Origin of the sequence: Micromonospora sp. NPDC049051 (assembly GCF_043197575.1) — a bacterium.
Classification (GTDB): domain Bacteria; phylum Actinomycetota; class Actinomycetes; order Mycobacteriales; family Micromonosporaceae; genus Micromonospora.
Window position 1 is genome coordinate 1,364,205 of sequence record NZ_JBICTL010000001.1, and the last position, 26,142, is coordinate 1,390,346.

Consider the following 26,142-nt stretch of genomic DNA (forward strand, 5'->3'; position numbering starts at 1 on the left):
TCGGGGCGAACCAATTGGCTCGGCGCTGAACCGAGGTTCATGCGGCGATGGTTCGGGCGGTGGCGTACACGTCGGCGGGGAGGGCGTGCGCCAGTCGCCAGATGATGCGCATGGGCCGGTCGCCGGTGTGCTCCCGGTAGGTCATCGGGCCGGCGTAGAGGTATGCCGGCGCGCCCAGGTCGCGGTCCGCGACCCGGGTCTCGCGTACGAAGAGGTGCACCGTCGAGCCGCGCGAAGCGTGGTGGATGTAGCGCTGGCCGGTCGCCGAGGCCGACGACGTGGTGCTCTGCGACTCCCACTGGAACAGGCTGTCGGTGATGGCCCGGTCGGCGTACATGGTGGTGGGGGAGTAGTGCCCTTCCGACTTGACCAGGGTGACGAAGAAGAGGTCAGCCTGGGCGTCGGGAAGCCACTTCACCCCCTCCCGCAGCGATCCCGGGTTCGGCATCCCGAAGGCAGCGCACGCCTCGTTGCGGCTGTAGCGGGCGTGCACCCGCAGCGGCACCTCCGCCGACAGCGGGCTCGGTGTGACCCGGTGGATGCGCTCGCGCAGCACCTCGGCCACCTGCCGCAGCTCGGCGCAGCGGGCCGGTTCCGCCCAGAGCCGCGTCAGCCGCTCGTCCCGCGAGGCCAGCGGCGCGTTCGGCCCCCACAGGTCGAAGTGCAGCATGTCCCAGAGCCGCCCGGCGTCCGGCCGCTGGCCCGCCGCCACCCGGGTCAGCAGATCGAGGCGGTCCGGGTCGTCGATGTGCAGCATCCGCCCGATGGCCCGGCCCAACTCCCGGTCGTCCGGCCCCGGCGTGGACGACTCCAGCCCGGCGAGCCGCCGCAGCCCGGTCCACCCGCCGATGCTCGCCGACCGGTACACGTCCTCGATCTCCACGCCGGTCTCCCGCAGGAACCCGGCGAGGCTGACGTCCCCGAGGTGCCGCAGCTCCGCCAGCAGGCCGTTCTTCGACGTCGGCATGACGGTGCGCAGGTTGTCGAGCACGACCTTGCGGGCGACCGGGTCCAACTGGATGTGGCATCCGCTGGGCAGCGACGGGAAGTCCTGCTCGACGGCGTCCCTGATCTCCCGGCGGCTGACCCCGGTCAGCGCCCGCCAGCGCAGGTCGAAGCGGAAGTTGGCGTGCTGCCCGCCGATGAAGTCGAGCACCGTCAGGCAGGGCTTGTCGTCGTCCAGGCGCAGGCCCCGGCCGAGCTGCTGGAGGAAGATAGTGGCGCTCTCGGTGGGCCGCAGCATCAGGATCGTGTCGACCATCGGCAGGTCGACGCCCTCGTTGAACAGGTCCACGGTGAAGAGGACCCGCAGCTTGCCGGCCTTGAACTCCCGCAGCAGATCGTGCTGGGCGAGTCGATCCACGTGAGAGGTCACCGCCGCCGACGGCACGCCGTGCCGGGTGAACCACTCCGCCATGAACCGGGCGTGGGCGATGCTCACGCAGAACCCGAGCGTCCGCATCCGATCCACGTCGACCGTGTCGCGTACCGCCTTCAGCACCAGCCGCGCCCGCGCGTCGTTGCCGGTGTAGAGGCCGCTCAGTTCGCCCAGGTCGTACCCCTGCCCGCGCTTCCAGCGCAGGTGCGACAGGTCCACGTCGTCGTGCAGCCCGAAATACTGGAACGGCGCGAGCAACTGCCGCTCCAACGCCTCCCACAGGTGCAGCTCCACCGCCACGCGGCCGTCGAACCACCGCCGCACGTCGCGACCGTCGGCCCGGTCGGGGGTCGCCGTCAGCCCCAGCAGTACGCGCGGCCGAAGCCGCTCCAACAGCCGGGCGTACGTCGGTGCCTCCGCGTGATGGAACTCGTCGACGATCACCATGTCGTACGCCTCGGGGTCGATCTCCCGCCGGTGCAGCGACTGGATGGAGGCGAAGACGTGCCGCCACCTGGTCGGGGTCTTGCCCCCGACCAGCGTTTCGCCGAAGCTGCCGTCGAGCATGACCTGCCGGAACGTCGCCAGGCTCTGGGTAAGAATCTGCTCCTGGTGGGCGACGAAGAGCAGCGAGTCGACCTGGCCCTTGCGGTGCAGGCGGCGGAAGTCCAGCGCCGCGACCACCGTTTTGCCGGTGCCGGTCGCCATCACCACCAGGTTCCGGTGCCGGCCGTGCACCTGCCGCTCGGCGTCCAGGTCGGCGAGGATCTCCGCCTGGTACGGGTACGGCCGCACGTCCAGGTTGGCGATCTGCGTCGGCGAGTCCTCGCGCCGCTCCCCACTGAGGGCGTCGCGGAGCCGCTCGGCGTCCCGGCTGGCGTCGTAGTCCTCGAACGCCGGGTCGTTCCAGTAGTCCTCGAACGTGGCGGTGAACGTGTCGATGACGTGCGGCTGCTCGACGTTGGAGACGCGCACGTTCCACTCCACGCCGTCGATCAGCGCCGTCTTCGACAGGTTCGATGATCCGACGTATGCGGTGGTCATGCCGTTGTTCCGGCGGAACAGCCACGCCTTGGCGTGCAGGCGGGTGGTCCTGGTCTCGTAGGACACCTTGATCTCGGCGCCTAGCTCGGCGAGCCGGTCGAGGGCCCGCTGATCGGTCGCGCCGAGGTAGGTGGTGGTGATGACGCGCAGCTTGCCGCCCCGGGCGATCAGCTCGCGGATGGCGGGCTCGACGATGCGCAGGCCGTACCACTTGATGAACGCGCAGAGCAGGTCGACCTGCTCTGCGGAGGCCATCTCGTGGGTGACCTCGTGGCCGATGCGGGGCTGGTGGCGGCCGTTGACCAGCAGGGCGCCCGTGGAGAGCGGGGTGGTGGGGCGCTGCGGGAAGGCTGGTTGCGCGGGCGGGATGGGTGGGGCAGCGATGGCGTGCAGGAGGTTCGTTGCATCGGTTACATTGTCGAGCGGACTGACTGCATGCGGACTGACCTCAGCGATCGAGTCGGCGATGCGATTCGCAATTTCGACCTGACGTCGAACTCTGTCCTTGCCTTCTGAAATTGATTTGAACGCGCGACGTGCCAGCGTCGAAATATGGTGGGCAAGAACATCATGTGCGGACGAACTGTCGATGCTTAAGTATGCAATGCGTGTGGCATCGATTCGCTGAACCGGAGCCATCAAATGGCCTGTGATGAGGTGCTCATAGATACCCGGTTCAAGATTCGCCACGTATGCAATCTACAGACCTTTTGAGCGCAGGGCCACCCTTCAAAGTCGTCGGCGAGAACTGTCGGGTAGATGACACGGCCATTCCGCATCGCTGTGGGGCAGGGTAGAACGGCTGCTCCGGTCGTCACGCTTGGATGGACCGCACGTTTCGGCGGCTCTGAGATTTACGGAAAGCCTATCTGGTCTCTATCTTAGGCTCCATCGGGTTACTGCAAGGAGGGCATAGGTTTATCGCGCGATGGATCGGTAAGCGCACCCGTCGTGTTCGCAGGGCTTGAGTGGGCGCCCTGTGTCGGACGGATACTTGCATGGAAGGCGCTATATCTGGCACATGTATAGCTTGAACCTTGGCTCCTTGTCTAGGGCCGCCTAATTACTCCGTGCAAGGCAGGCGTCAGCGAGAGAACGTTTAGCATTTCGGGTTGTCTAGGGCTAGTGGCGGCATCGCCGTCGCCCATTCAAGCAAGAGGATGGAAGATGGCTGTTACGCTGGTCCCGTTCGATCTGGACGGGGAAACTGTTCTAGTGGAGGTCGAAAGTCTTCCTGGGTCGAGACCCACCGGAGTCGGTAGAGGGGTGGAACGAGTTCAGGATTTATTTGCACAAGCTGAGTCGGTTGTAGGTCGGCTAGCTGAGGCGGCAATTAAGGCGGGTAGAAGTGTGGCGGTCAAGTCCGCTAGACCTACTCAAATCGAGATCCAGATTGGTGTTAAATTCTCCGCCCAAGGGCATGTAATCATCGCGCGCGGATCGGGCGAGGCGAGCTTGGCTGTCAAAGTAATCTATGGCATTGGCGAGAGCGAGCAGGGCGAAGAGCAATCTTCGGACTCCAAGGAATTGGGGGGCGAGTAGTGGTTGATGAGCATCGCATTCCTCCCTTCCTGGGACGCATTACTGATATTAATGGAGCTCCGGTCGGAACGTGCTTCCAGGTTGATATGGGATACCTGGTTACTGCCTGGCATGTTATTGGTCAAGCTCTGGGGCGGGAACCGAGATTGGGTGACCAATTATGGTACGCGCCGCTGGGCGCGGCAGTGGATGTGTTTTTCCCAGCCGAGGTGAACGCGTTTGACCAAGAAAGCGATTTGGCGGTCCTAAGGACAGGCCAGTCGCTTCCGGACTCGACTAGTCACTTTGCCTTGTCGGATAATCAGGACTTGGGAACTCCCTTCTCACTCACTGGCATTGCCAGCATGACTGAGGGGTACGACCGAGTAACCTATCCCTGGCTTAATGCTCGTGGCGAATGGGATGGCCTAACAAAGGATCACAAGCAGAGACTTCGTGGATCTGGAACCGCGCGTAATACCGAACCGGGGATGAGTGGCTGCCCGGTAATTCGAGCTGATGGCGCTGTAATTGGTGTACTGATCGAACGATATGAAAGCGGAACGTCGTGGTCGCCTGGACGGGTGTGGTTCGCCCGGTCAGAGGACCTTCTGCGACTCCTGCCTAGCGCCGTCAGCGTTGCTGTGCAGACGAAGGAGCGGCCAAAGCGGCGCTCGGACCAAGTAGCGCTAGTCGAAGAGCCTGTTGACCGAGCGATCGTATTGGAAAATGCCTACTTCATTGACCCTCCCTTGTGGGATCGACCATGGCAGGAGGCAAGGGCTGCCCTGCAAACGGGAAAGGTCGTCGTCATATCTGGGCCACCCGGCGTCGGTACCACCACCTTCGCGCAAAGGCTCCTGGCAACTACGCTGGACGCCAGAATGCGCCTGATCGGATTAGAACCCGATGAGTGGGAAACGCCCCGAACATCAGCCTTGCCAGCTGATCCTTGGCGGGCCTATATTCTGAATCTGCGAGATCCACAGCATGACCGTCCGAGCAATGCTTTCATTAATGACTTGCAGAGTTTCGGCGAAGAGCTAGGAAGCCTTCAATCTAGGATGGTTATAACTGCTGGGGATAATGTCTGGACGGGGGGAGGTTTCCACGTAGCACCACATCTTCACCATGTGCGTTTAATGGACCCGCCGAATCCGGTCGATCTCGTTAAGCGCTATGTGGAGATCGATTACCCTCGTCTAACGGAAGTGGTTAGCTCCGAAGCCGTTAGGCGCCACCTGCTCGGTCGTAATGCTGTTCAGGCTATACAGGCTGTGGACGTAATGCGCGCACTTGCAGACGGGACCGAAGACGCTGATAACGCAAAGCTTATCGATCTGATCGCGAATGCGATCGATGATCATCACGAACTTCTAGATGTTCTCTTTGGCGGTCGGCCGCTATCCATGAAGCGCCAAGGCCAAGGTGAAGGGCGTCAAGAATCATATTCCCCGTTGTCGGCCGAGGATAGATGCCTAATGCTCGTCCTGGCTTTTAAGCAACCTTCTCGGCTTAGTAGGATTGAGGCCGAAGCCCGCAGGTTGATGGCGTTGCTTGGTGGCGTGGATTCTGAGAATTCTTCGCAGGAGCCGCTGATCGAAGTATTCGCGCGGCCGGGATTGCGAGGCCGTTTTGCTGGAATATCGGCGGAAGTCGTACAAGGGGAGGTTGTCCGTTTCCCGCGTCCAAGTCTCGCAGCAGCCACAGTGCGATATGTCTGGGAAAATTACTCCGAGCTTCGTCCGTCCATAGTGAAATGGTTGATCGGTGGCGCTGCCTCGGCAGATTCTTCGCGGTTGGCGGAGGATTGGCTGACCGACCTGGTTGTTCGCAATCAAGATGTTGAGTTTATTAGGGGTGCCTTGCGGAAGGCTCTCATTCAAGGTCACGCGGATATGCTGGTGAGTGTGCTTGTTGCGGCACTCGGAGATGGACACATGCGCCGAGAGTGTGAGAGGCTGCTCTATTACTGGGCCACCCAGGTGGAAATGCAATCTGTGGTAATCCAGGCAGCGCAACATCACTTTATTAATACCCAAAGCGCTATTGCCCTTAGGCGGTTGCAGCGGGTGGCTGATTCGACAAAGACGCCACCACACGTGCATGAACAACTTGTAAGGGCATTCGCATGTGTCGCGAAGGCTATCCCTGCCTTCTCAGACACTGTTGTTGATTGGCTTAGGCTGTCTCCGCGTCGCTTTTCCTCTATTTTGGCTTGTCTGGCAATCCTCAAAAATCAGGGTGCGGCCAGGTGGTTCCTAAATCTGCGCGAGGAAGACGTTTCTGTCGATCCTGTCGTCGTGGCGCTCTTCTCAAACCCCTTGGGTCATTCCGCTCTAGTTTCGTTCCTAGCCGGCGCGGCCGAGGATAGCTCGACTTACAACAGTGTCTTGGATCACATGGCGGAGGCAATAGAAAAAGAAGGCGCTCTTGCGTCGCTGCTGACTCTACCTAAGATATTTGATGATTTTGCTCTAGGTCTAAATCCCATGCTTGACCTTTCGTCTCGGCTCAAGCTGTCGTTGGTTCCGGGTTATTCTGCGGCTGAAGCCGGATGACGGCATTGCGGATCTTGTTAAGAAGAAGGCGGCGTCTTCTCTTCAGCGATCCTCTCCGGATTGAGTCAGCAACCGAGGGACAATTCTTTAGCATTACTCCGGAAGTTGAGTACCGAATCGGCCGCACTCGACACGTTAGCCTAGAAGCTCTAGTGGATCGAGACATCCGCGAAGCTTGCGAAGTCGTGGCCAAGAAGTGTGATGCTGACGAAACTGCGCGGTTAGCGGCTCTTTTGAATGCTGATTTTGGGTTGCCCAGATCATGCTCCAACGGCTGTTACGACCAGCTCTTGGCGCGCTTCGCTGTAAGTTCGGGGGAAGAAGCGCGGCAGGCGGCCGTTCGGATCAGAGCTGATAGGGCTCGCTTGGCTCGTCTTCGGATGTTGAAGGACTCCCTCTATGCGGAACCGTCACTCTTTGTAATCTCACGTGTTGAGGCACAACCGGACGTTAATATTGATGAAAATCTTATTCGGGAAGCCTGGCAGCTGTCGGCCTTGCTGAAATCGGCGGAGGCCTGGTGGGGCCCTTTGATGGCTGCTTGGAGTTCGCTAGCTAGCAACTTCAAAACGGAGGAAGCGGCTTCGGTAGCGCTGAGAGTGCTTGTTGATGCAATTCATCGAATGGATAAAAAGATGGCTTCCAGGTATGGTATTCCAGGGGAGGCCGAATTCGATGATTGTGGCAAATAAGGGATAGCGGGATCCGGCGGGTTGGTATAAAAACCTCCGTCACGGGCATGGATGGGGTCGACTGCTTAATGAAGCCGGAGTTATCAAGACGTCGTACGTGGGTGCGTGCTCCCAGTCGGGCCGGAGCTTGGTCACCTGCCGCCAGCCCCAGCTTCGATACGCGGCCTGGGCAGGAGCGTTGCCCGGCTCTGCCAGGAGCGTGGCCCGCTCCTCGGCACGCCCCGCGAGCAGCTCGTCGTGCAGCGACCTGGCGATTCCCCGACGACGCCAATCAGGGGCCACCATCAGCTCGCTGATGGCGAAGGTCCGCTTCCCGTCCTCGTTGGTGAACCCGGCCGGGATGGGCTCGTGGATGCCGCCCCACCACCTGGTCTCGGCGGGCAGCGGAAATCCGTAGATGTAACCGACCAGCTCGCCGTCGACCGTGGCGGTGACGAGGTCCCAACCGTCGCGCTGCATGTGGCCGGCAAGCTGGCGGCGGTACCGGTCCTCGCTGTGGAACTCGCCGCCGTCCGCGTACACCATCAGGTAAAGCTCGACGAGCCGGTCGATAAGTCCGGCCGCCTGGTCGGCGGTGTGGTGCCGCAGCTCCAAGCCTTCGATCATGCGTGCACCACCTGGTCGTACGCCTCGACGAACTTCCGGGTCGCGGCCGTCGCCCGCTGTGGTTGCCCGAGGCTGAACCGGAGCTGCGCGAGGTGGAGGCTTACCCGCCCCGAACTCACCTGACCAAGTTCAGGCAGCAGGTTCATTGCCGTCCAAGCAGCCTCGTCGAGGTTGCCCTGCCGGCAGGCGGCGTCGGCGAGCTGGACCGAGTAGTAGATCTGGTTACGCCGGAGGACGGGGGACGGGTTCTCGGTAATGGTTCGGAAGGCCTCGGCCGCGCGTTCGGGCCTGCCCAGGGCGAGGTAGGCGAGGCCCTCGATGCCCTTGATTTCCTGCACGGTCACGAAGTGAAGGAACGGCATGTCGTCCTCGCTGGTGCCGCGTTCGAACTCGTGTTTGGCCTTGCTCATCGCCCGGTGGAAACCGCTCATGTCGTTCAGGGTGGCGTACGTTCGCGCAGCACGCAGGTGCAGCAGCGTGGCCAGTCGTGGGGTACCCCATCCAGCGGAGGAACGGAGTGCCGCTTCGACGGCGTGCAGCGACTCACCGGGGCGGTCCTCGCGGGTCAGCAGCGCGAGGTAGGCGAATGTGCGCACCTCCATGCGCGGGTCATCGGCGAAACGCGCTCTGGCGATCGCCTCGTTGAGGTATGCCCTGGCCGCCGGGCGGCGATTCGCGTCGATGGTGAGCCAGGCCGTTTCTATGGCCAGGTCGGCGAGGGTGGCCTGGAGCGCTTCGCCAACGTCCCGGCTGTAGGTGGCCTTTGCCGCCCACTCCGAGAGATGGGCGTGCATCCGGATAGCGAGGCCGCAAAGCTGGTTGGCACCGACGGCCGCATCAGCACGGCGGAATCCGTCCACCAGCGACCCGACGGCGCGGACCTGCTCCATGCTGATTCCTCGGGCCGTGTTGTGGGGCGCGGCGAGCAGGTCGAGGGAACCGGTCGCGGCAATGCCCGCGAGTGCGGCAAGGGCATGGAACTGTCGGCGGTCCGTAGTGCCACCTCCTTGGCTCGATGCCGCGATGTGGGCATCTGCGCGTGCCGTCGGGTCTGTCGGTCCGGCTTCTTTCACGGGTACGGCGTCGTGCTCCACAACCTCGGTCAACCGGGCGGGGAGGCTGAACCACAGGAACCGGGGCGGAATCCGAAGCACCTGCGCCCAGTGCGTGAGTCGATCCATGTGCATGATCGGTGGCCCGTTCTCCACCCGGCTGAGCTGTGCCTGCGTGATCCCCAGCCACCCCGCCACCACGGTCTGCGGCAACGCGGCCCGCCCGTGGTACGGGTGGCACCGGTACGCCCGGATAACCCGGCCGAGATGCCGCTCCGCCAGCGCCCGCCGCACCGGCTCGTGCTCCCAGAAGCGCGCCGGCACCACCGGTGGCGCGCTCAGCCTGTCGCGTTCGGCGGCCTGGCACGGCGCGCAGCGCCCGCTGTCGTTGTCGCGGGCCAGTCGTCCGCCGCACCGGGGGCAGTTCGTGTGTGTCACCGGCAACCTCGCCATGCGCAGGTGGCTCCGTCCATTCCCCCTCGTCGAGCCTATCCATTCAAGCCGCTCCGTGGAGGCTCGGTATACGCAGCGCGCATATTCGCGTGGTCATCCACGCCGCTCGTCGCTCGGCTGTCCAAGGTGTGCCCGCACGGACGGGGCAGCTCGACAGCGCCGAAAGCGTAGGAGGCAGACAAGGGCGCCGGCGAGTGATCGACTGGATGCGCAGCGTGCATCGGCTTCACGATCCACGCGGCATACCGGAAGCCCTGGCCGGAGTCGAAGGTCGACGCATGGCCCGGGGCGGGTGCTGGCTCTCGGAACTGCGGCGATTCCCCCACGACACAGCTCCGCTCCCGCCCGCCCCGGCGCCACTTGAACCGTTGCCAAGGGCCCTTCCGCTACCCACCGTCAGCGAGGGCACCTGCCTACATCCTTGAGGAGCCGGCATGCCCACCTCCGTCGACGATCCCCGGTGCCCACTCCCGTCCCACGTCGATCTGGCTGGTCGGGCATGAGCGCGCAGGAGGCGGTCGGCCAGTGGCTGCGGCTCGTGGTGGCGGACGCGGAGTTGTCGCCGTACCTCATCGGGGTCGACCTGGAGCGGCTCGGCGCGCACCTGGCGGCGGGCCTCGACGCGGCTCTCGAAGGCCAGCCAAGGATGGACCCGTGGCGCGGGTTCGGCCTGTCGGAGGAGGAACATCGGCGCATCGTCGACTACCTGGCGGGGGTGCTCTGGGCGCTCGACGTGCCCGACGAGCGGATCGCCCGCGCCCGGCGGGCCTTCGCCGGGGAGGTGGGCGCGTGAGCATTGCCGCCGCCTGGGAGACAGCCGTCGAGCGGGGCGCCAACGACTTCTGGTGCACGCTGGAGGATCGCCGCCTCGGCCTGCTCCCCGAACGGGACGCGCCGCTGCTCTTCGCCGCGCTCGGCCGCCTCACGGTCGGCGGCGACGACCCGGCCGGGCGGGCGGCGCTGCTGGCGGTGCTCGGCCGCGCGTACCGCCGGCATGGCCTGCTGCCGCACGCCGCCACGATCGGCGACGCGCTGCTCGCCGCCGTCGCCCGGCACGCGCGCCCGCTGTGGACGTCGCGGCTCGCCGACGCCTGGGAGCGCGCCGGCCGCCGCGCCGACGAGGCCGTGCGCCGCGCCGCCGCCCGCGCCGGGGATGGCCCGGCCTGGTGCCCGGCCGAGGTGATCGGCCACGACCGGCCGTGCGACACGATCGCCATTCTGACCGTACGCCCCTGGCAGCGCCTGCCCCACCAGCCGGGCCAGGCGGTACCGGTCTGCACGCCGCGCCGGCCCGGCCGCTGGCGCTGGCTCTCCCCGGCCAACGCCCCACGCCCCGACGGCACCGTCGAGCTGCACGTCCGCGCCATCGCCGCAGGGGCCGTCGCCCACAGCCTCGTCCACGACGTACGCCCCGGCGAGCTGCTCCACCTCGGCCCGCCGCGCGACGCCGGCCTGCGCCTGGACCCGTCCGCGCGGCGGGACCTGCTGCTCGTCGCCGGCGGCACCGGGCTGGCGCCGCTGCGCGCCCTGGTCGAGCAGGTCGCCGCCGCGCCCGACGGCCGGCGGGTGACCCTGGTCGTCGGCGCGCGCACCTTCGCGGACCTGTACGACGCGTCCGCCCTCGACAAGCTTCAGCGTGCCCACGACTGGCTGACCGTCGTGCCGGCCTTCAGCCACGACCCCGCCGCCGAGCCGGCCGAGCAGGGCGACGCCCTCACCATCGCCCTCGACCATCGCCGCCCCGATGGCGACGTGTACGTATGCGGCCCGCCCCCGATGCTCGCCGGCGTGCGGCTGCGGCTGCTCGCCGCCGGGGTGCCCGCCGAGCGCATCCACCTGCCGACCGTGATGGTGCTGTGACGGCGGGCGGGCGCAGCCGCAACATCCTCTCGGTCCGGCTGCCTCCACCGACGGGGGTCGATGCAATTGGTGTGGCTGGCCTACCATCGCCGGAGTGTAGTCGCGCGAACACGGGGGTTGAGGGTGACATCAGTCAATCCGTCCGGATTGGACAAGGCGCTGTCGGACGCGATGCGCGCGTTGAGCAGCTACCAGTCCACAACGCAGGACCCGGAGGGGCCTCCCGTCGAGGGGCACGGCGAGGCAGCGGACGGTCTGGTCCGGGTCCGCACGGAGATGCCCGGCCGGGTGGCCGCGCTCGAGGTGGATCCGCGGCTGCTGCGGCTTGACCTGGAGACGCTGACCGAACACATCGTCGCCGCGGTCAACGCCGCGATGGAGGATCTTCAGCGGACGGCCCCGACCACGGCGGGCCCCGTCGACCTGGGAGAACTCGGCCGGCAGCTCGGTGCGATCCAGCAGGATGCCGCACGGCAGTTCAGCACGTTCGTCAACGGGCTCGCCGCCGCGCAGGAGCGGCTGGGACGCCGGGGCGGGTGACGGCACCGTGCAGATCGACCCGGAGGGAATCGCCTCCGCCGCGGGCACGATGGGGTCGGCGGCCGACCGCTTCGCCGAGCGCCTGGCGAGTTTTCAGGCCCAGGTCGCCGCGATCGGCCCGGTGTTTGGTGACGACGAGACGGGCTCCATCCTCGGAGTCGCCTACGAGGAGGCGTCCAGCTTCGTCTTCGAGGTGCTCACCGAGGCGCTTGAGGAGATCGGCTTCGCCGGCGAGGACCTGACCGCGATGGCGAAGGCACACCAGGCGAACGAGGCTGGCAACGCCGACCTGTTCAACGGGATCCTCGGCCGGCTCGGGGGGTAGCGCATGGGCATGCAACTACCGGGCGAGCTGATCACGCTGCTCGACATTCTCGGCTACACGTGGCCAGCGTCCGACGAGGAGAAGCTCTTCGAACTGGGGCAGGCGTGGCTTGACTTCAGCAACGACATCGCCGGCTTCGCGGAAGCTGCCGGGGCTTCCGCCGCAGCCGTACTGGGCGGCAACGAGGGGCAGGACATCGACGCGTTCCGGACGTGGTGGTCCGGCGACGAGAGCCCGCTCGCCAGTCTGCTCAGCAACACGGACGGGGCCGTCATCGGCGGCGCGGGCCTGATGATCTGCGCCGCGATCGTGCTGGCCCTGAAGATCGCGGTGATCGTGCAGCTGGTGATTCTGGCGGTTCAGATCGCCCAGGCCATCGCCACCGCCGGCCCCACGTTCGGAGCGTCGCTCCTGGAGATTCCGGTTTTCCAGACGATCTCTCGCACCATCGTCGGCAACCTCATCCAGGAGTGTGTGTGGCGGTTGATCAATGGCTAGGAACCGCAGCGGGAAGATCGGCGCCAAGTTCGCCCGGGAATGGGTCCGTCCCGTCAAGAAGGTCAAGCGTCGCCGCCGGGGGGATCCGGATGCCCGCCCCACCCGTAACGCGTCTCCGGCGCGCCAGGCCTCCTATGCGGCCCGGCGAGAGGCGGACAGACAGCGCGCCACGGGGCGGCCCAACGGGACCAGCGAGGCCGTCACCACTGCGGACGGCCGGCACACGGAAGTCTCCACCAGCGAAGGCCCAGACAAGAGGTATCCGCACCACCGCGAGGTGGCCCGAGTGCTCGACAGCGTGCCGCAGAACCTCCGCGCACCGTGGCACGGCAACTGCGCGTTGCCGCAGTCGTTGTCCCGGCTACTGGACCGGGGCATCGATCCGCGCGGGGGCGCTATCGGCTCAGCCCGGATCCGCCCGCCGGGCAACCCCGGCCACGGCAGCCACAACCCGTGCTGCAACAGTTGTGTTTCGTTGCGGAACGCGTTTGGTCTGAGGGAGGCGCTGTGAGGCCCGACGAACGGGACCTGCCACCACGGGTTGCCCAGGCACTCAAGGCGGCGGGATGGAATCCGCGCAGGCGGGTGAGCGTCAGTGACTGGGAGGCCGCGCTCGCCCCCGAGGGGTTCACGATGCACGCCCCTGCCCGCGCCTTCCTCACCGAATTCGGTGGGCTGGCTGTGCCGGCGTCCGGCCCCGGGCGTGACTACGCCCGCACGGGCGTACGACTCGACCCGATGCTGTGCCTCGGGCAGCGGGCGTGGTTCACCAGCCTGGACGCGCCGACGGCTGGTCAGCTCTACCCGATCGGCGAGGAGCACGACGGGCACGCCAGCCTCGCGATCGACGCGGAGGGCACGATTTTCATGCTCTTCGACGACCAGATCAAGCGGCTCGGACCCGGGGCGACCGGCCTGGCCCGGCTGCTGGAGGGCGAGGACGCCCCCGACCAGGGTTGAGCGGCAGAGCAGCGGGCCCGTGACGTCCCGTGGACCCTGGTGGCGGGCGGAAGCGGTGGGCTGCGGTGGACGTCGCAGCCCACCGGCACCGGGAGGCGTCCCGGTGCTTGCGCCGACCGCTCCCACCCACGGCAGAGTTGGTCCACTCGCATCTCTCCTCAATAGAGGATCGCGATGCGGCCGAATTAGCCACGAGCGTGACGATCACTAGGATCGGCCCCCGTGATCATCAAACGACGGCTCCCAGCGGTCCTCTTAGGACTGTTGGTGGCCTTCCCGACACTGGGCGTGCCCCCCGCCTACGCCGACGAGCACGAAACCGAACCCGTCGAGCCGCCCAAGGTGGAGCTGGTGCTCGACGTGAGTGGTTCGATGCGCGCCAAGGACATCGGCGGCCGTACTCGTATCTCGGTCGCACAGGAGGCGTTCAACGACGTCGTGGACGCGCTGCCCGAGACGACGGATCTCGGTATCCGCGTCCTCGGCGCCACGTACGGCGGCGACGACAAGAAGGTCGGCTGCCAGGACACGCAGCAGCTCGTACCGGTCGGCCCCGTCGACCGGGTGAAGGCCAAGAACGCCATCGCCACCCTGCGCCCGACCGGCTTCACCCCGGTCGGGCTGGCCCTGCGCGAGGCGGCCAAGGACCTCGGCAGCGGCGAGACCACCCGACGCATCGTGCTCATCACCGACGGCGAGGACACCTGCGCGCCGCCGGACCCCTGCGAGGTGGCCCGCGAACTGGCCGCCCAGGGCACCCACCTGGTGGTCGACACGCTCGGTCTCATCCCCGACGAGAAGGTACGCAAGCAGCTCGTCTGCATCGCCTCGGCGACCGGCGGCACGTACACCTCGGCGCAGAGCAAGGACGACCTGACCCGGCGGATCAAGCAGCTCGTGGAGCGGGCCAAGGACACGCACGCCAAGACGCCCGCGAAGGTCACCGGCACCGACGTCTGCGCCAAGGCGCCCGTGCTCACCCCCGGCGTCTACACCGACCGGGAGCGGTTCGAGGAGCACCGGTGGTACCGGATCCCGGTCCAGCCGGGGCAGGAGCTGCGGGCCTCGGTGAGCATCGGCCTGGACCGGCCGTTGAACCGGGACTACGGCGTACTGCTGCGGGCCACCGCCACCGACGGGCGGGAACTGGTCCGGGGCAACGACGCCGGCAGTGGTCGTACCGACGTGCTGTCGACGGGTGTGCGCTGGTCGGCGGCGGACGACGAGGACGAGGAGGACTCGGCGGACAACGACAAGGGCGGCGTCTTCTCCGACTCGACCGAGAAGGCTCCCGAGCCCACCGTCGTCTGCCTGGTGGTCAGCAACTCCTTCTCCGCCAAGGCGGGTGCCGCCGCGGCGCCGGGCATGCCGCTCGAACTGACCATCGACCTGGTCGACGCGTCGCCCGCCCCGAACAACCCGGGTCTCGGCCGGGGCTGGGTGCTGCTGGGCGTACTGACCCTCGCGGGTCTGCTCAGTGGGCTGATCGTTGGTTGGCTGACCCGTTGGTGGGTAGCGGTCTGGAGGACCCGATGAGGACGCGGAACGCTCCGATCCCGGCCCGCCGGGCGGCGGTGCTGCTCGCCGCCACCGGTATCGCCGTCGCGCTGCCGGCCGCCGCCAGCGCGGACACGCCCACCCCGTCGCCGGGTGCCGCCACCATCAACAAGGCCGGCACCTCGTTCCTCACCGCCGCCGGGATCAGCCCCGGCCAGCCGGTACGGGTCGGCGCCTCCGTGGGCGACTACCTGTACTGGTCGTTCACGGCGGCGGCGGGGGACACCCATCACGTGGCGGCCACCGTGTCGCTGCCCGCCGCGGCGAGCCGGAAGGGCGACTCCACCTGGACCGTCGAGGTCTTCGACGGGCTGCGCCGCCGGCAGGCGTGCGTCGCCGGGGCGCAGACCCCGGTGGCCTCGAAGAGCGCCGCCACCGTCGAACTCGACTGCGAGCTGCGCCAGGTGCGCTCGTGGGCCGAGCCGTGGTCGGGTGACCCGCTGCCGGGCACGTACTACGTCCGGCTGTCCGGCATCGAGCTGCCGGAGCAGGAGTTGGGCCTGCCGATCGAGGTGAGCCTGCTGGTCGGGGTGGAGTCCGACGGCGACACCAAGCCGGAGGGCGGCAACCTGAAGGAGCCGCTGGTCCCGGCGGTCAACCCGGGCAAGGTGCTCGCCGGCGACCCGACCACCAGCACGCCGGACCCGGCGGCGGCCGGTGACGAGGAGGACGGCTGGTTCGACTGGGTTCGCTGGCCGAACCTGTCGTCCCGCTGGTACTGGACCATCGCGGGCGGCATCCTGGCCGCCGTCGCGGGTGTGGTCGGCTTCGCCCTCACCCGCCCCCGCCAGCGCGTCGGCTGACCGCAAGCGCGGTTCGGGGCACGGCGACAGCCGGCGCACCCGAGAAGTAGCAGAGCGACGGTGACAGCGGGGCGGGCATGACCGAACGGGCCGCCCGCCCCGCCACCGGGTCACCCGGCTGACAGCCGTGACGCCCTCGGCCGCCACATTGACTCTCGTGGCGGCCGGGTCGGCGGGTCAGGCTCCCGGCGACCGGTAGGTCGTGTTCACCCGGAGCGCCTCGTCCACTTCCTCGGGGGTCAGCAGCGGGTTGATCCGGGTCTCCAGGCCGCCGGCCGCCCGGATCGTGATGGCCAGGGCGATGGCGGTCTGCTGGTCGGGAAGGTCGCAGATCACGTACGCGTCGTACGGGCCGAGCCCGAAGTGGAGCGATTCCATCCGGCCACCGGTGTTCTCGACCAACGCCCGGATCACCTCGACGCGTCTCGCTGCGCCGTCCTGCATCAACCCGTTGATCCCCTCGACCGTGTAGGTCGCCGTGAACAGGAACCTCGCCATCCGGGCACCACCTCCAGGTTCCGGCCGCGCGTACCCGGTGTGCCGGTGTCTAGTCCTCCCGGCGAGGGTGACGGCGTGCCGAGGTTCTGCCCCTGCCGCTCGGGCGCACCACATGGCCGTTGCCTTCTCGCCCGGCCGGACGGCCAGTCCGAGACGCCCAGGGGAGTACGACGCCCCGAGGGCGCGCAACCCGGGTGGTAGGCCCATCGCCAACTCCGGCATGACGACCCGTGACCACGCCGGTACATACGCTGCCGGCGTACTCGTCATGCGAGCGAAGGAGTCCTCATGTACGTCCGTCACCTGCTTGCCGCCACCAGCGCCTACACCATGAGCGCCGGGCGAATCGGGTCCAGCGTCGCTGCCCTGCTGGGGCTGGCCGGCGTGATCATCGGCGGGCTGGCCCTGGCCCGCCCCGCCAGTCGTATCGGCACCGGCTCCGGCCGGCTCGGGGCCACCGTGGCCCTGGTGGCGGGGCTGATCGGCATCGCCCTCGGCGGGCTGGTCGTGGCCACCTCCGACAGCGGTATCGGCACCGGAAACGGGCGGGGCGGGGGCTACGTGGCCCTGGTGGTGGGGCTGACCGCCGTGGTCCTCGGCGGGCTGGCTCTGGTACGTTCCCGGCGCACCGTCTGATCGGCGACCGGCCAGGGGCACCGGGTCGATGCGGTGCCGTGGAGGTTGCCGTCAGGAGCGGGCGAGCCAGCCGGGAACGGTCAGGCCGGACTCGTACGCGAGGATCACCAACTGGGCCCGGTCCCGGACCCGGGTCTTGGTCATGATCCGGCTGACGTGCGTCTTCGCGGTGGCGGGGCTCAGCACCAGCCGCGCCGCGATCTCGTCGTTGGACAGGCCGGCGGCGACCAGCGCCATCACCTCACGCTCCCGCTCCGTCAGCGCGCTCAGCCGTGGCCCCGGATCCGGGTGCGTGGCCCGGGCGGCGAACTCGGAGATCAGTCGGCGGGTGATCGACGGCGCGATGAGCGCATCACCACGCGCCACCACCCGCACCCCGTGGATGAGCTCCGCCGGCTCGGTGTCCTTGACCAGGAAACCGCTCGCGCCGGCCCGCAGCGCGCCGTAGACGTACTCGTCCAGGTCGAACGTGGTCAGAATGATCACGCGGACGTCGGAACTCGTGGCGATCTCCCTGGTGGCGGCCAGGCCGTCCAGCCGGGGCATCCGGACGTCCATGAGGACGACGTCGGGCCGTAGCTGCCGGGCGAGCCGTACCGCCTCGGCACCGTCGGCGGCCTCGCCGACCACCTCGATGTCGCCCTCACCGCCCAGGATGGACCCGAACCCGGCGCGCACCAGGGTCTGGTCGTCGGCGAGCAGCACCCGGATCACGCCATGTCCCCCGGCTCCGGCCGAGGCGCGGGAGGGCCCGCCGGCACCGCGACGGGCGGTACCGGAAGGCGGGCGCGTACCCGGAAGCCGCCGTCCACGCCGGGGCCCGTGGTCAGCGAACCGCCCAGTGCCCGGGCCCGCTCGCCCATGCCCAGGATCCCGTTGCCGGGCTGGCCCGCCGCGCCGACGCCGTCGTCCTCGACCTCCAGCAGCACGTCGTCGCGGTCCGGTCGGACGCGGATCACCACGGCGGTCGCGCCGGCGTGCCGGGTCACGTTGGTGAGCGCCTCCTGGACGATCCGGTACGCCGCCAGGTCGACCTCCGGTGGCAGCGCCCGGGTCTCCGCCAGCTCGGTGCGGATCTCCAACCCGGACCGCCCGGCCGTCGTGACCAGCTCGTACAGGCGGTCGAGGCCGGGTGTGGGCACGGCCGGCGCGGCATCCTCGCGCCGCAGGATGCCGAGCGTCGTGCGCAGCTCCCGCAGCGTCTCCCTGCTCGTCTGCTTGATCGCGGCGAGCGCCTGCGCGGACCGGTCGGGATCCGGCCGGTGCAGCGCGGCGCTGGCCTGCACGTTGATCAGTGAGAGATGGTGACCGAGCACGTCGTGCAGCTCACGGGCGATGCGCAGCCGTTCCTCGGTGGCCCGTCGCCGGGCCTCCTCCTCCTTGCCCTGCTCCGCGGCCAGCACCCGGGCCTGCGCCTCGGCGAGGTAGGCCCGGCGGTTGCGGGTCACGCCCACGATGACCGCGACGAGCCAACCGGCGTGCAGCAGCGTCGCCCCGTTCACACTCTCGGCTGTCCGGTGGTAGCTGTCCGCGACGGCGAAGGCGACCACCGAGGCGAGACCGAGCCCGACGGCGACCCCGAGATGCCCCTCGTCGACGACGGTGTAGAGCGCCACGACGAACACCAGCATGATCGGCCCGGGCCGGTGCAGCAGCACTCCGTACGCGCTGACGGCAGCCAGCGCCACCACGCCCACCGCCACCGGGTGGCGGCGGCGGAGGTAGAGCGCGCCGGAGGCGGCCAGCACCGCCAACAGCGCCGCCCGTTCGGCGTCGGTGTCGATGCCGGACGCCTGCACCACCAGGCCGACGACGGCCACCAGGCCGACCAGCGGCACCAGGGCCGCCTTCGTCGCCAGGCCGTGCCACCGCGACGTCCACATGCGCCGAAGCCTAGTGCCGGATGCCCGTACGGCTCACTTGCGCCAGGCGGGGGCCATCCGTTCGGACATCTCGCGCCAGAACGTACGCAGGTCCTTCCGGTTGACCGCCTGCCAGTCCGCCCGCGCGCCGGGGCGGAACCACTGCCCGACGAGGTCGATCTGGTGGGCGCAGAAGACCTCCTCCATCTGGTACGGCAGCTCGTCGCCCTTGGGCGGCAGCGGGCACAGCCGGAACGGGCAGTCGTCGATGCAGGTGGAGCCCGGCTGGACGTCGTGCGCCTGGCGACGGCTGAGGGTGACCCGCATGGCGGTGCGGTCGATGGTCAGGCACGGCGGCAGCTCGGGCCGGCTGGCCCGGGTGAGCCGGCGAGCCCGTTCGGTGCCGTCCCGGCCCCGGTCGGCGAGGTTGAGCAGCAGCATCACGTCGGCGAGCAGCCGTTGGGCGCGCGGCTCCAGGACGGCCCAGCCGTGCGAGGTCGGCAGCCAGGAGTCCTGGAGCCGGCGGATGCCGGGCTGTGGGCTGACCGTCCCCACCCGTCCGACGATCTCCCGCTCGTCTATCCAGCAGTGTCGCTCGGGGTGCCGGTCGACGAGCGACTCGACGCACAGGTCCGCGACCCGGCGGACCAGCGGGTGCTGGGTGCCGCTGTGCCGGTACGGGGCGCGGTCGCCGCCGCCGGCGATCGAGGTCCAGTAGTCGACCAGCCCGCGCGGGTCCGAGCCGTGGCCCCGTTCGCGCAGCGTCTCGCCGGGGTCGCGGGGCAGGGCCAGCAGGGTCAGCGCCTGGATGAGCACCAGGTGGGAGTACCAGAACCGGGAGTGCCGCAGCGCCTTCTCGGCCTCCTCGATCAGCAGGCTGCGGTGCGCCGGGTAGACCCGGCAGTTCGCCGCGAGGCGGAACCCCTGGGCGAGCGTGAGCTCATGGACGCGGGCCCCGTCGGTGGCGTCATCGGCCAGGCGGTGCACCCAGTGTTGCAGGGTCCGGTGGGCCTCCTGCCGCCAGTTCGGTTCGCCGGGGGCGTGCGCGTCGTCGGCGTAGAGGAACAGCGACGGCGTCAGCCAGGTCCGCACCTCGTCGAGGCGCTCCCGGTCCGGTGGCTCGTTCGCCTGCGGCGGTTCGATGAGCAGGTCGCGCAGCGCGCGTACGGCCGCGGTGCCGCCGGCGGCGATCTCGCGGGCCGCGGCGAGCCGAGGAAGGTACGACGTCTCGTCGGCCATCATGCGGAACAGTTGGTCGTACTGCGGGGCGGGTCGCTGCGACCGGAGTCCGGCGGGATCGGGCGGCCGGTCCACGAGCTGCCGGGCGGCGTCGCCGTAGCGGTGCACGAGGGCGATCTTGGCGTCTTCGAGGGGGCGGTCGGTGACGGAGCCGTCGCCCTGGTAGCGGCACCAGACGTCGCGGATGGACCGGGCCAGCCGCTCGTGCGAGGTGTGCCCGGTGGCGGCGTCCATCTCGAGCGCGGCGGCGAACATCTCCAGCGCCCGGGTGCGGTTGCGGGTGCGTACCGCCTCGTCGCAGAGCCGCCGCAGGAGAGCGACGGAGCGGCTCCGGGCGGCCTTCGCGTACCGGCCTCCGGTGGGCAGTCCCATCTTCTGCCGGACGGCGTCGCCGAGGCGGGGCAGGTTCCCGGCCCGCGCGGTCGGCTGCCGCCGCCCGTCGAGTTGCTCGAACGCGCCCGCGCTGCGGGTGTACAGGGTGAGGGCGGCCAGCAGTTCCCGCCCGGGGCCGTCGTGGTGGGCGAAGGCCCGATCGAGGAAGCCGGGATCGCGCATGGCGGCGGTGAGGAAGCGCGAGCCGAGGTACGCCTGGATGACCCCGTGCTGGAAACGCACCCCGTCCTGCCGCTTCACCACGATGTTCAGCGCGTCCCCGGTGGTCTCGGCCAGCCCGACGTCCTGCGCGTTGCCGGCGTCGAGCTTGCGCAGCCGGTTGCGCAGCTCGGTCAGGATCCACCGCTGGCCGGCGTCGGTGGCGTCGCCGCCGGTGAGTTCCGTCGTCCGCACCGACAGCCGGTTGTCGCGCAGCCCGATGCAGGCGAGGGCGGAGAGCACCTCGATCGCGTCGGACCGTTCGACCTGCGGCAGGCCGTAGTCCTCGTACAGGTCACCGGCGACGGTGGCGTCGCGCCACTCCTCCAGCAGGCACCACCGCAGCGCGGCCCTGCCCGGGCCCACCGGCTCGACGCGGTCCAGCCGGTCGACCTCGTAGAGCTGTCCGATGATCCGCAGGTAGAACGGCGAGTCCGCGACGTCGGCGGCCTTGACCAGTTCCGTGACGCGGTCCCACCGGAGGCCCGCTTCCGAGCGGCGGCTGCGGGCCCGTACGTATTCGAGGGCGGGGCCCTGGGCGAGCGGCTCCAGTTGCAGCAGCAGCGCGTCCAGCCCACGCAGCGGATCGTCGGGCCGCGAGGCGACCACCAGGGGGAGCCGCTCGCGGACGGCGGCCCGGACGGCGTCGCGCAGCACGCTGTCCCGGTCGGCGGGCTGCGCGGCGTCGGCGAGGCTCTCCTCCAGCCCGTCGGCGAGCACCACGAGGCGGTTCTCCAGCCAGAGCCGCCGCCAGATCCGGTCGGCCTCGCCCGCGGCGCGCAGCCGGGTGTCGATGGTGCGCTCGAACTGTTCGAGGGCGAGCTGGCGGAAGTTGAGCTTCTCCGGATCGGTGACACTCCGCAGGTCGACCCCGACCGGTACGACGTCGGCGGCCATCAGCATCTCGGCGAGCCGCGCCAGGGTCGCGGTCTTGCCGGTGCCGATGCCGCCCACCAGCAGCAGGGGCCGCCGGGTCGCCCGGTCCCGGAGCCGCTGGATCAGCAGCTCGCACAGCTCGTCGCGGCCGACGACGTCACTCGGGTCGAGGCCCCGCTCGGCGCTGGGCAGCACCATCCGGCTGTTGCGCAGCACGTTGCGCCGGTACCAGCGGCGGACGGGGACGTACCGCCAGTAGTAGAAGAACGCGAGCCCCAGCGCCGCGACCATCAGGGGCTTGACGAAGCCCTGCACCTGCCCGCAGTAGTACGCCCTCGGCTGGTCTCCCTGACACCACCTGGTCACCGGCAGGAGCCGCGGCTCGGTGTCGAGGACCGTCAGGACCAGGGACAGCAGGGTCCACGCGAGGAGCGTCCAGGCGACGGCGACGATCGTCCACCGCAGCCAGCGACGGTACCGCCACCTGACCCGGTTGCCGGCCCGCTCGTCGGAGCGGCGGCGGCGGTCCCGCTCCGTCCGGCGTTCCCGGCGGGTGCGCCACCGGCGCCGGCGCTGGCGTAGCCACAGCTGGGCCGCCCAGACCGGACCACGTTTCGGCCCGCCCACGGTCACCCCCATGCTCGACATGGCCGGTTACCGGACGGAGGCCCGCCCGCCTCCCCCGCACGTTCACGTTAGTGCCGTTCCCGCAGGTGGGAGCCCGGTTTCGGCATTCCGTCGCGGCCCGTCCACGCCCGCGCCGCGCCCGTGCGGGCGGCCGGCCCGGGGCACGGCGTCACCGCTCGACGGTGGGGCAGGCGTAGTGTCCCGGTGATCGGTGGGAGGTGGGGTCGTGCGTACCAGGCTGGAGGTGCCGCCGGCGGTCGAGGCGGAGCGGGTCATCGCCGCAGTACTGGCCGACCTGCGCTCCGGCGACCATCGCGGCGTCGTGGTCGACTCGCCGCCGGGCGCCGGCAAGTCGACGCTGGTGGTGCGCGCCGCCGTGGAGCTGGCCGCCGCCGGGGAGCCGCTGATCATCGTCGCGCAGACCAACGAGCAGGTCGACGACCTCATCGACCGCCTGGCGCGCAAGGCGCCCGAGCTGCGCATCGGCCGGCTCTCCGCCGCCGACTACCGGCCGTCCGAGCGGGTCAGGGGCCACGAGACGGTCCGGGTCGCCGCGAAGGTCGCCGACCTCGGCGGTCCGGCCGTCATCATCGGTACGGCCGCCAAGTGGGCCACGGTCGCCGAGGGCTCCTGGCCGTGGGCGATCGTGGACGAGGCGTACCAGATGCGCTCCGACGCCCTGCTGCGCGTGGCCGGGCGGTTCGAGCGGGCGCTGTTCGTCGGCGATCCCGGCCAGCTCGACCCGTTCTCGACCGTGGAGACGGGGCGCTGGACGGGCCTGACCTGGGATCCGATGCAGTCGGCGGTGGCGGTGCTGCTGCGGCACAACCCGGAGCTGCCGGTGCACCGCCTGCCGGTGTCGTGGCGGCTGCCCGCCTCGGCGGCGCCCGTGGTGGCGGCGGCGTTCTACCCGTTCACCGGCTTCCGCGCCGGCACGTCCACCGCCGACCGGGCGCTGAGCTTCACCGAGCCGGGGCGGGGCGACGCGCTGGACCGGGTGGTGGAGCTGGCGGCGTCCACCGGCTGGGCGCTGCACGAGCTGCCGGCCCGGCACACCCTGCGTACCGATGGGGAGGCCGCCTCGGCCTGCGCGGCGCTGGCGCTGCGGGTGCTCCAGCGGGGCGCGGTCGCCGTCAGCGAGCACGCGCCGGGCGGTGCGCCGGTCACCGCCGACCGGATCGCCGTCGGGGCCGCGCACCGCGACCAGGTCGCGGCCATCCGGGCGCACCTGGGCGAGGCCGGGGCGGGCATCACCGTCGACACCGCCAACCGGCTCCAGGGCCGGGAGTACGACGTGACGATCGTGCTGCACCCGCTGTCGGGCCGGCGCGACGCGACCGCGTTCCACCTGGAGTCGGGGCGGCTCTGTGTGCTGACGTCGCGGCACCGCCACGCGTGCGTCGTGGTGGCGCGCGCCGGGATCGGTGAGCTGCTGGACGCCCACCCGTCGACGGAGACCGTGCACCTCGACGTGCCGGTGAAGTTCCCGGACGGCTGGGAGGCGAACCAGACGATCCTCGCCCTGCTCGCGGCCACGACGACGGTGCCCGCCTGACCCGGCCGCGCGCGCACCGCCCCGGCAGCTCGCCACCTGCCGCCCCGGCCGCGCGTCACCCGTCGGGCCGCGCCGCCGCCGGGGCCGGACCGCGCTGGAGCGTCCGCCCTCTCGCCGGATGTCGATGGCTGTCCTAACATCCATCAACATCAAATTCCGGCTTCGGAGGGAACTCCCTATGACGGGTCCATTCGCCCGCTTCCTCGCCCCGGTCCGGCTGGCGCTCGCCGGCCTGGGCGCCGCGCTGCTCGCCGCGGTGGGCGCCATCGCCGTCGTGGCCGTACCGGCCCAGGCCGCCGGCCCCCGGCCGAACTTCCAGATGCCGTTCCCCTGCGGCGAGACCTGGCGGCTGGCCACCTACTACGGGCACGACGACTACGACATCGACATGACCTTCACGGGCGGGGCCAGCAACGGCCGGCCGATCCTCGCCTCGTACGCCGGCACCGTCACGTTCGCCGGCTGGGGCAACGGCGGCGGCTGGTACGTGGTGATCGACCACGGCGGCGGCTGGAAGACCCTCTACCTGCACATGATCGAGTCTCCGCCGGTGCGCGCCGGGCAGTGGGTGTCGACCGGCCAGCAGATCGGCCGGGTCGGGAGCACCGGGAACTCGACCGGCCCGCACCTGCACTACGAGCAGACGCGCGACGGCGTCAAGACCGAGGCGTACTTCAACGGCGTGCCCTCCGGCATCACCTCCGACGGCAGCCCGAACACCGGGCCGCTCTACGTCTCCGGCCCCACCTCGCCGGCCCGGAACATGACCAGCCAGAACTGTGGGCAGGTCAGCTCCAACCGCCAGGTGTACGAGTCCGGCAGCCACAGCGGCTGGCAGATGCTGCCGGTCAACAGCATCACCGGCTCGGCCACCGCGTCGATGGTCATGGGCACCAACAAGCTGCTCTACACGGTCAACGACGGCCGGGTGTACGAGGCGTCCAGCGACACCGGCTGGCGCAACCTGTGGACGGGCATCTCGGGGGTCAGCAACAACGCCCTCGCCGTGATCAACGTCGACGGCGTGAAGTACATCTACACCGTGGTCGGGGGCACGGTGCACGAGGCGGCGAGCAACAACGGTTGGCGCAACCTGAACTCGGGCATCTCCGGGGTGAGCCCGAACGCGTTGGCGGCGATCGCGGTCGGCGGGGTGAAGTACGTCTACACCGTGGCCGGGGGCATGGTGCACGAGGCGGCGAGCAACAACGGTTGGCGCAACCTGAACTCGGGCATCTCCGGCGTCAGCCCGAACGCGTTGGCGGCGATCAACCACAACGGGGTGAAGATCGTCTACACGGTGGTCGGGGGCACGGTGCACGAGGCGGCCAGCAACGCCGGGTGGCGCAACCTGAACTCGGGCATCTCCGGCGTCAGCCCGGATGCGTTGGCGGCGACGAGCATGGACGGCGTCAAGTACGTCTACACCGTGGCCGGGGGCATGGTGCACGAGGCGGCCAGCAACGCCGGCTGGCGCAACCTCAACTCCGGCGTCCGGGGAACGGGCGTCTCGGCGACCAACCTCACCGGGGTGAAGATCCTCTACACCGTCTGACCTCATCCTGGCCGGACCGTCCGGCGATCCGCACCGGCCCTCCCGCCGGGCCCCGGGATCGCCGGGCGGTCCCACTCGACCGGCACCTGTTCGACGAGGGCCATGCAAGCGGTGGCGGGTAACTTGCGGACGGCAATGTGCGGCCTTTTGTTATCCCTCCAAATGGGTGTTGTCAAAATGGTGCGCAATTGCTGTCGTAACATCGATGGTGATCACTCGATGGCGATTCCTATCCTGGCCACGGCGCTACCGATCGTCGTAGCCCGACCCGTGGCCTGCCGGCCCACCTGGCCGGCGGCCTTGTCGCTCGCCCCCTGCGCGCCCACATCGCGAGGTGTCGAATGGTCAGTGCAATCCGTTTCCGTGCCGCCGTCGCGGCGGTGGTCACCTGCGCCCTGGTCCTGGTGACCGGGTCCACGCCGGCCTGGGCGGACGTAGGCGACCGGGCCGCCCGCGAGGAGTTGCGGCGGTACCTGTCGACGCACCCCGGCGGCACGCCGATCAACGACAACGAGATCAGCTACGGCGATGGCGCCTTCGTCGTCACCCTCCGCGCCCCGGTCGGCACGTATGGCGTGGCCGACTGTCCGCAGGGCTGGTACTGCTTCTACGACCGGCCCAGCTACGGCTACCCTCGTGGCCGCCTCTCCGACTGCGGACGGCAGAGCCTGTCCACCTGGGACTGGCAGTTCCGCGTCGAGTCGGCCCACTACAACCTCGCCAGCGGATCCGTCTCGTTCTACTACCACGGCACCTGGCTGTTCGACGTCGGTGCCGCGAACCGGGTCCGCAGCGACGCGAGCCCCTACCGGAACTGGGCCAACTACGTCGACCGTCGCTGCTGACGGTACGG

Annotated in this window: 22 protein-coding genes; 15 read left to right on the forward strand and 7 right to left on the reverse strand. The window is 69.2% G+C overall.

Annotated features, from left to right (window positions below; all coding sequences use genetic code 11):
• Nucleotides 1-37 precede the first annotated feature (37 nt).
• Nucleotides 38-3,112 (reverse strand): DUF3427 domain-containing protein, encoded by a 3,075-nt coding sequence (locus ACGFIR_RS06475; protein WP_393143479.1) that lies wholly within the window; start codon nt 3,110-3,112, stop codon nt 38-40.
• A gap of 477 nt (nt 3,113-3,589) precedes the next feature.
• On the opposite strand from ACGFIR_RS06475, the gene ACGFIR_RS06480 reads away from it, so the two are divergent.
• From ACGFIR_RS06480 to ACGFIR_RS06490, 3 genes are all read left to right on the forward strand, one after another.
• Nucleotides 3,590-3,964: a CU044_2847 family protein gene (locus ACGFIR_RS06480; protein WP_393143481.1), complete on the forward strand. Its 375-nt coding sequence runs from the start codon at nt 3,590-3,592 to the stop codon at nt 3,962-3,964.
• Entirely contained in the window at nt 3,964-6,504 is a 2,541-nt protein-coding gene (locus ACGFIR_RS06485) for a trypsin-like peptidase domain-containing protein (protein WP_393143483.1), read from the forward strand. The genes ACGFIR_RS06480 and ACGFIR_RS06485 overlap by 1 nt, the downstream gene beginning before the upstream one ends.
• A 152-nt stretch (nt 6,505-6,656) precedes the next feature.
• Nucleotides 6,657-7,196 (forward strand): hypothetical protein, encoded by a 540-nt coding sequence (locus tag ACGFIR_RS06490; RefSeq protein WP_393143485.1) that lies wholly within the window; start codon nt 6,657-6,659, stop codon nt 7,194-7,196.
• Nucleotides 7,197-7,235: 39 nt separating this feature from the next.
• Here the strand turns inward: ACGFIR_RS06490 and ACGFIR_RS06495 are convergent, their stop codons facing one another.
• Nucleotides 7,236-7,802, reverse strand: coding sequence for a GNAT family N-acetyltransferase (locus ACGFIR_RS06495; protein WP_393143487.1), 567 nt, complete (start codon nt 7,800-7,802; stop codon nt 7,236-7,238).
• Nucleotides 7,799-9,292 (reverse strand): hypothetical protein, encoded by a 1,494-nt coding sequence (locus ACGFIR_RS06500; protein ID WP_393143489.1) that lies wholly within the window; start codon nt 9,290-9,292, stop codon nt 7,799-7,801. Before ACGFIR_RS06500 ends, ACGFIR_RS06495 begins: the two co-directional genes overlap by 4 nt.
• Before the next feature lie 514 nt (nt 9,293-9,806).
• Between ACGFIR_RS06500 and ACGFIR_RS06505 the strand changes: the two genes are divergently transcribed.
• The 8 genes from ACGFIR_RS06505 (at nt 9,807) to ACGFIR_RS06540 (ending at nt 15,850) form a co-directional block, all read left to right on the forward strand.
• Nucleotides 9,807-10,100, forward strand: a complete 294-nt coding sequence (locus ACGFIR_RS06505) for a hypothetical protein (protein WP_393143492.1) — start codon at nt 9,807-9,809, stop codon at nt 10,098-10,100.
• The gene (locus ACGFIR_RS06510; RefSeq protein WP_393143494.1) at nt 10,097-11,167 is read left to right on the forward strand and encodes an FAD-binding oxidoreductase; all 1,071 of its coding nucleotides are present in this window, start codon (nt 10,097-10,099) and stop codon (nt 11,165-11,167) included. The genes ACGFIR_RS06505 and ACGFIR_RS06510 overlap by 4 nt, the downstream gene beginning before the upstream one ends.
• Before the next feature lie 123 nt (nt 11,168-11,290).
• Nucleotides 11,291-11,707 (forward strand): YbaB/EbfC family nucleoid-associated protein, encoded by a 417-nt coding sequence (locus ACGFIR_RS06515; protein WP_393143496.1) that lies wholly within the window; start codon nt 11,291-11,293, stop codon nt 11,705-11,707.
• A gap of 7 nt (nt 11,708-11,714) precedes the next feature.
• Nucleotides 11,715-12,032: a hypothetical protein gene (locus ACGFIR_RS06520; protein WP_393143498.1), complete on the forward strand. Its 318-nt coding sequence runs from the start codon at nt 11,715-11,717 to the stop codon at nt 12,030-12,032.
• Nucleotides 12,033-12,035: 3 nt separating this feature from the next.
• On the forward strand, nt 12,036-12,530 hold the full coding sequence (locus tag ACGFIR_RS06525; RefSeq protein WP_393143500.1) for a hypothetical protein: 495 nt from the start codon (nt 12,036-12,038) through the stop codon (nt 12,528-12,530).
• A gap of 507 nt (nt 12,531-13,037) precedes the next feature.
• Nucleotides 13,038-13,490, forward strand: coding sequence for an SUKH-3 domain-containing protein (locus ACGFIR_RS06530; protein ID WP_393143502.1), 453 nt, complete (start codon nt 13,038-13,040; stop codon nt 13,488-13,490).
• Nucleotides 13,491-13,712: 222 nt separating this feature from the next.
• The gene (locus tag ACGFIR_RS06535) at nt 13,713-15,026 is read left to right on the forward strand and encodes a VWA domain-containing protein (protein WP_393143505.1); all 1,314 of its coding nucleotides are present in this window, start codon (nt 13,713-13,715) and stop codon (nt 15,024-15,026) included.
• Nucleotides 15,023-15,850: a peptidase gene (locus tag ACGFIR_RS06540; protein ID WP_393143507.1), complete on the forward strand. Its 828-nt coding sequence runs from the start codon at nt 15,023-15,025 to the stop codon at nt 15,848-15,850. The genes ACGFIR_RS06535 and ACGFIR_RS06540 overlap by 4 nt, the downstream gene beginning before the upstream one ends.
• A 177-nt stretch (nt 15,851-16,027) precedes the next feature.
• On the opposite strand, the gene ACGFIR_RS06545 is transcribed toward ACGFIR_RS06540, so the two are convergent.
• Nucleotides 16,028-16,348, reverse strand: coding sequence for a GYD domain-containing protein (locus ACGFIR_RS06545; protein ID WP_392999720.1), 321 nt, complete (start codon nt 16,346-16,348; stop codon nt 16,028-16,030).
• A 288-nt stretch (nt 16,349-16,636) separates the two neighbouring features.
• On the opposite strand from ACGFIR_RS06545, the gene ACGFIR_RS06550 reads away from it, so the two are divergent.
• Entirely contained in the window at nt 16,637-16,984 is a 348-nt protein-coding gene (locus ACGFIR_RS06550; RefSeq protein ID WP_393143509.1) for a DUF6223 family protein, read from the forward strand.
• A 51-nt stretch (nt 16,985-17,035) separates the two neighbouring features.
• Here the strand turns inward: ACGFIR_RS06550 and ACGFIR_RS06555 are convergent, their stop codons facing one another.
• Genes ACGFIR_RS06555 through ACGFIR_RS06565 form a run of 3 tightly spaced genes read right to left on the reverse strand, consistent with a single transcriptional unit; the run spans nt 17,036 to nt 22,200 of the window.
• Nucleotides 17,036-17,698 carry a response regulator gene (locus ACGFIR_RS06555; protein ID WP_393143511.1) on the reverse strand — a complete coding sequence of 221 codons (663 nt, stop codon included), beginning with the start codon at nt 17,696-17,698 and terminating at the stop codon, nt 17,036-17,038.
• Nucleotides 17,695-18,867: a sensor histidine kinase gene (locus ACGFIR_RS06560; RefSeq protein WP_393143513.1), complete on the reverse strand. Its 1,173-nt coding sequence runs from the start codon at nt 18,865-18,867 to the stop codon at nt 17,695-17,697. The genes ACGFIR_RS06555 and ACGFIR_RS06560 overlap by 4 nt, the downstream gene beginning before the upstream one ends.
• Nucleotides 18,868-18,900: 33 nt before the next feature.
• Nucleotides 18,901-22,200, reverse strand: coding sequence for an NACHT domain-containing protein (locus ACGFIR_RS06565; protein ID WP_393143515.1), 3,300 nt, complete (start codon nt 22,198-22,200; stop codon nt 18,901-18,903).
• Between the two features lie 205 nt (nt 22,201-22,405).
• Between ACGFIR_RS06565 and ACGFIR_RS06570 the strand changes: the two genes are divergently transcribed.
• The 3 genes from ACGFIR_RS06570 to ACGFIR_RS06580 all read left to right on the forward strand — a co-directional run bounded on the left by ACGFIR_RS06570 (nt 22,406) and on the right by ACGFIR_RS06580 (nt 26,134).
• Nucleotides 22,406-23,734: an AAA family ATPase gene (locus tag ACGFIR_RS06570; RefSeq protein ID WP_392999710.1), complete on the forward strand. Its 1,329-nt coding sequence runs from the start codon at nt 22,406-22,408 to the stop codon at nt 23,732-23,734.
• A gap of 178 nt (nt 23,735-23,912) precedes the next feature.
• Nucleotides 23,913-25,289 (forward strand): M23 family metallopeptidase, encoded by a 1,377-nt coding sequence (locus ACGFIR_RS06575; protein ID WP_393143518.1) that lies wholly within the window; start codon nt 23,913-23,915, stop codon nt 25,287-25,289.
• A 341-nt stretch (nt 25,290-25,630) separates the two neighbouring features.
• Nucleotides 25,631-26,134: a hypothetical protein gene (locus ACGFIR_RS06580; RefSeq protein ID WP_393143520.1), complete on the forward strand. Its 504-nt coding sequence runs from the start codon at nt 25,631-25,633 to the stop codon at nt 26,132-26,134.
• The last annotated feature ends 8 nt before the right edge of the window (nt 26,135-26,142 follow it).

Bases quoted from the DNA above. Each gene is read 5' to 3' on its own strand.
- ACGFIR_RS06575 (WP_393143518.1), top strand. From the start codon at position 23,913: ATGACGGGTCCATTCGCCCGCTTCCTCGCCCCGGTCCGGCTGGCGCTC.
- ACGFIR_RS06495 (WP_393143487.1), bottom strand. From the start codon at position 7,802: ATGATCGAAGGCTTGGAGCTGCGGCACCACACCGCCGACCAGGCGGCC.
- ACGFIR_RS06565 (WP_393143515.1), bottom strand. From the start codon at position 22,200: ATGTCGAGCATGGGGGTGACCGTGGGCGGGCCGAAACGTGGTCCGGTC.
- ACGFIR_RS06580 (WP_393143520.1), top strand. From the start codon at position 25,631: ATGGTCAGTGCAATCCGTTTCCGTGCCGCCGTCGCGGCGGTGGTCACC.
- ACGFIR_RS06550 (WP_393143509.1), top strand. From the start codon at position 16,637: ATGTACGTCCGTCACCTGCTTGCCGCCACCAGCGCCTACACCATGAGC.
- ACGFIR_RS06540 (WP_393143507.1), top strand. From the start codon at position 15,023: ATGAGGACGCGGAACGCTCCGATCCCGGCCCGCCGGGCGGCGGTGCTG.
- ACGFIR_RS06480 (WP_393143481.1), top strand. From the start codon at position 3,590: ATGGCTGTTACGCTGGTCCCGTTCGATCTGGACGGGGAAACTGTTCTA.
- ACGFIR_RS06545 (WP_392999720.1), bottom strand. From the start codon at position 16,348: ATGGCGAGGTTCCTGTTCACGGCGACCTACACGGTCGAGGGGATCAAC.
- ACGFIR_RS06560 (WP_393143513.1), bottom strand. From the start codon at position 18,867: ATGTGGACGTCGCGGTGGCACGGCCTGGCGACGAAGGCGGCCCTGGTG.
- ACGFIR_RS06525 (WP_393143500.1), top strand. From the start codon at position 12,036: ATGGGCATGCAACTACCGGGCGAGCTGATCACGCTGCTCGACATTCTC.
- ACGFIR_RS06505 (WP_393143492.1), top strand. From the start codon at position 9,807: ATGAGCGCGCAGGAGGCGGTCGGCCAGTGGCTGCGGCTCGTGGTGGCG.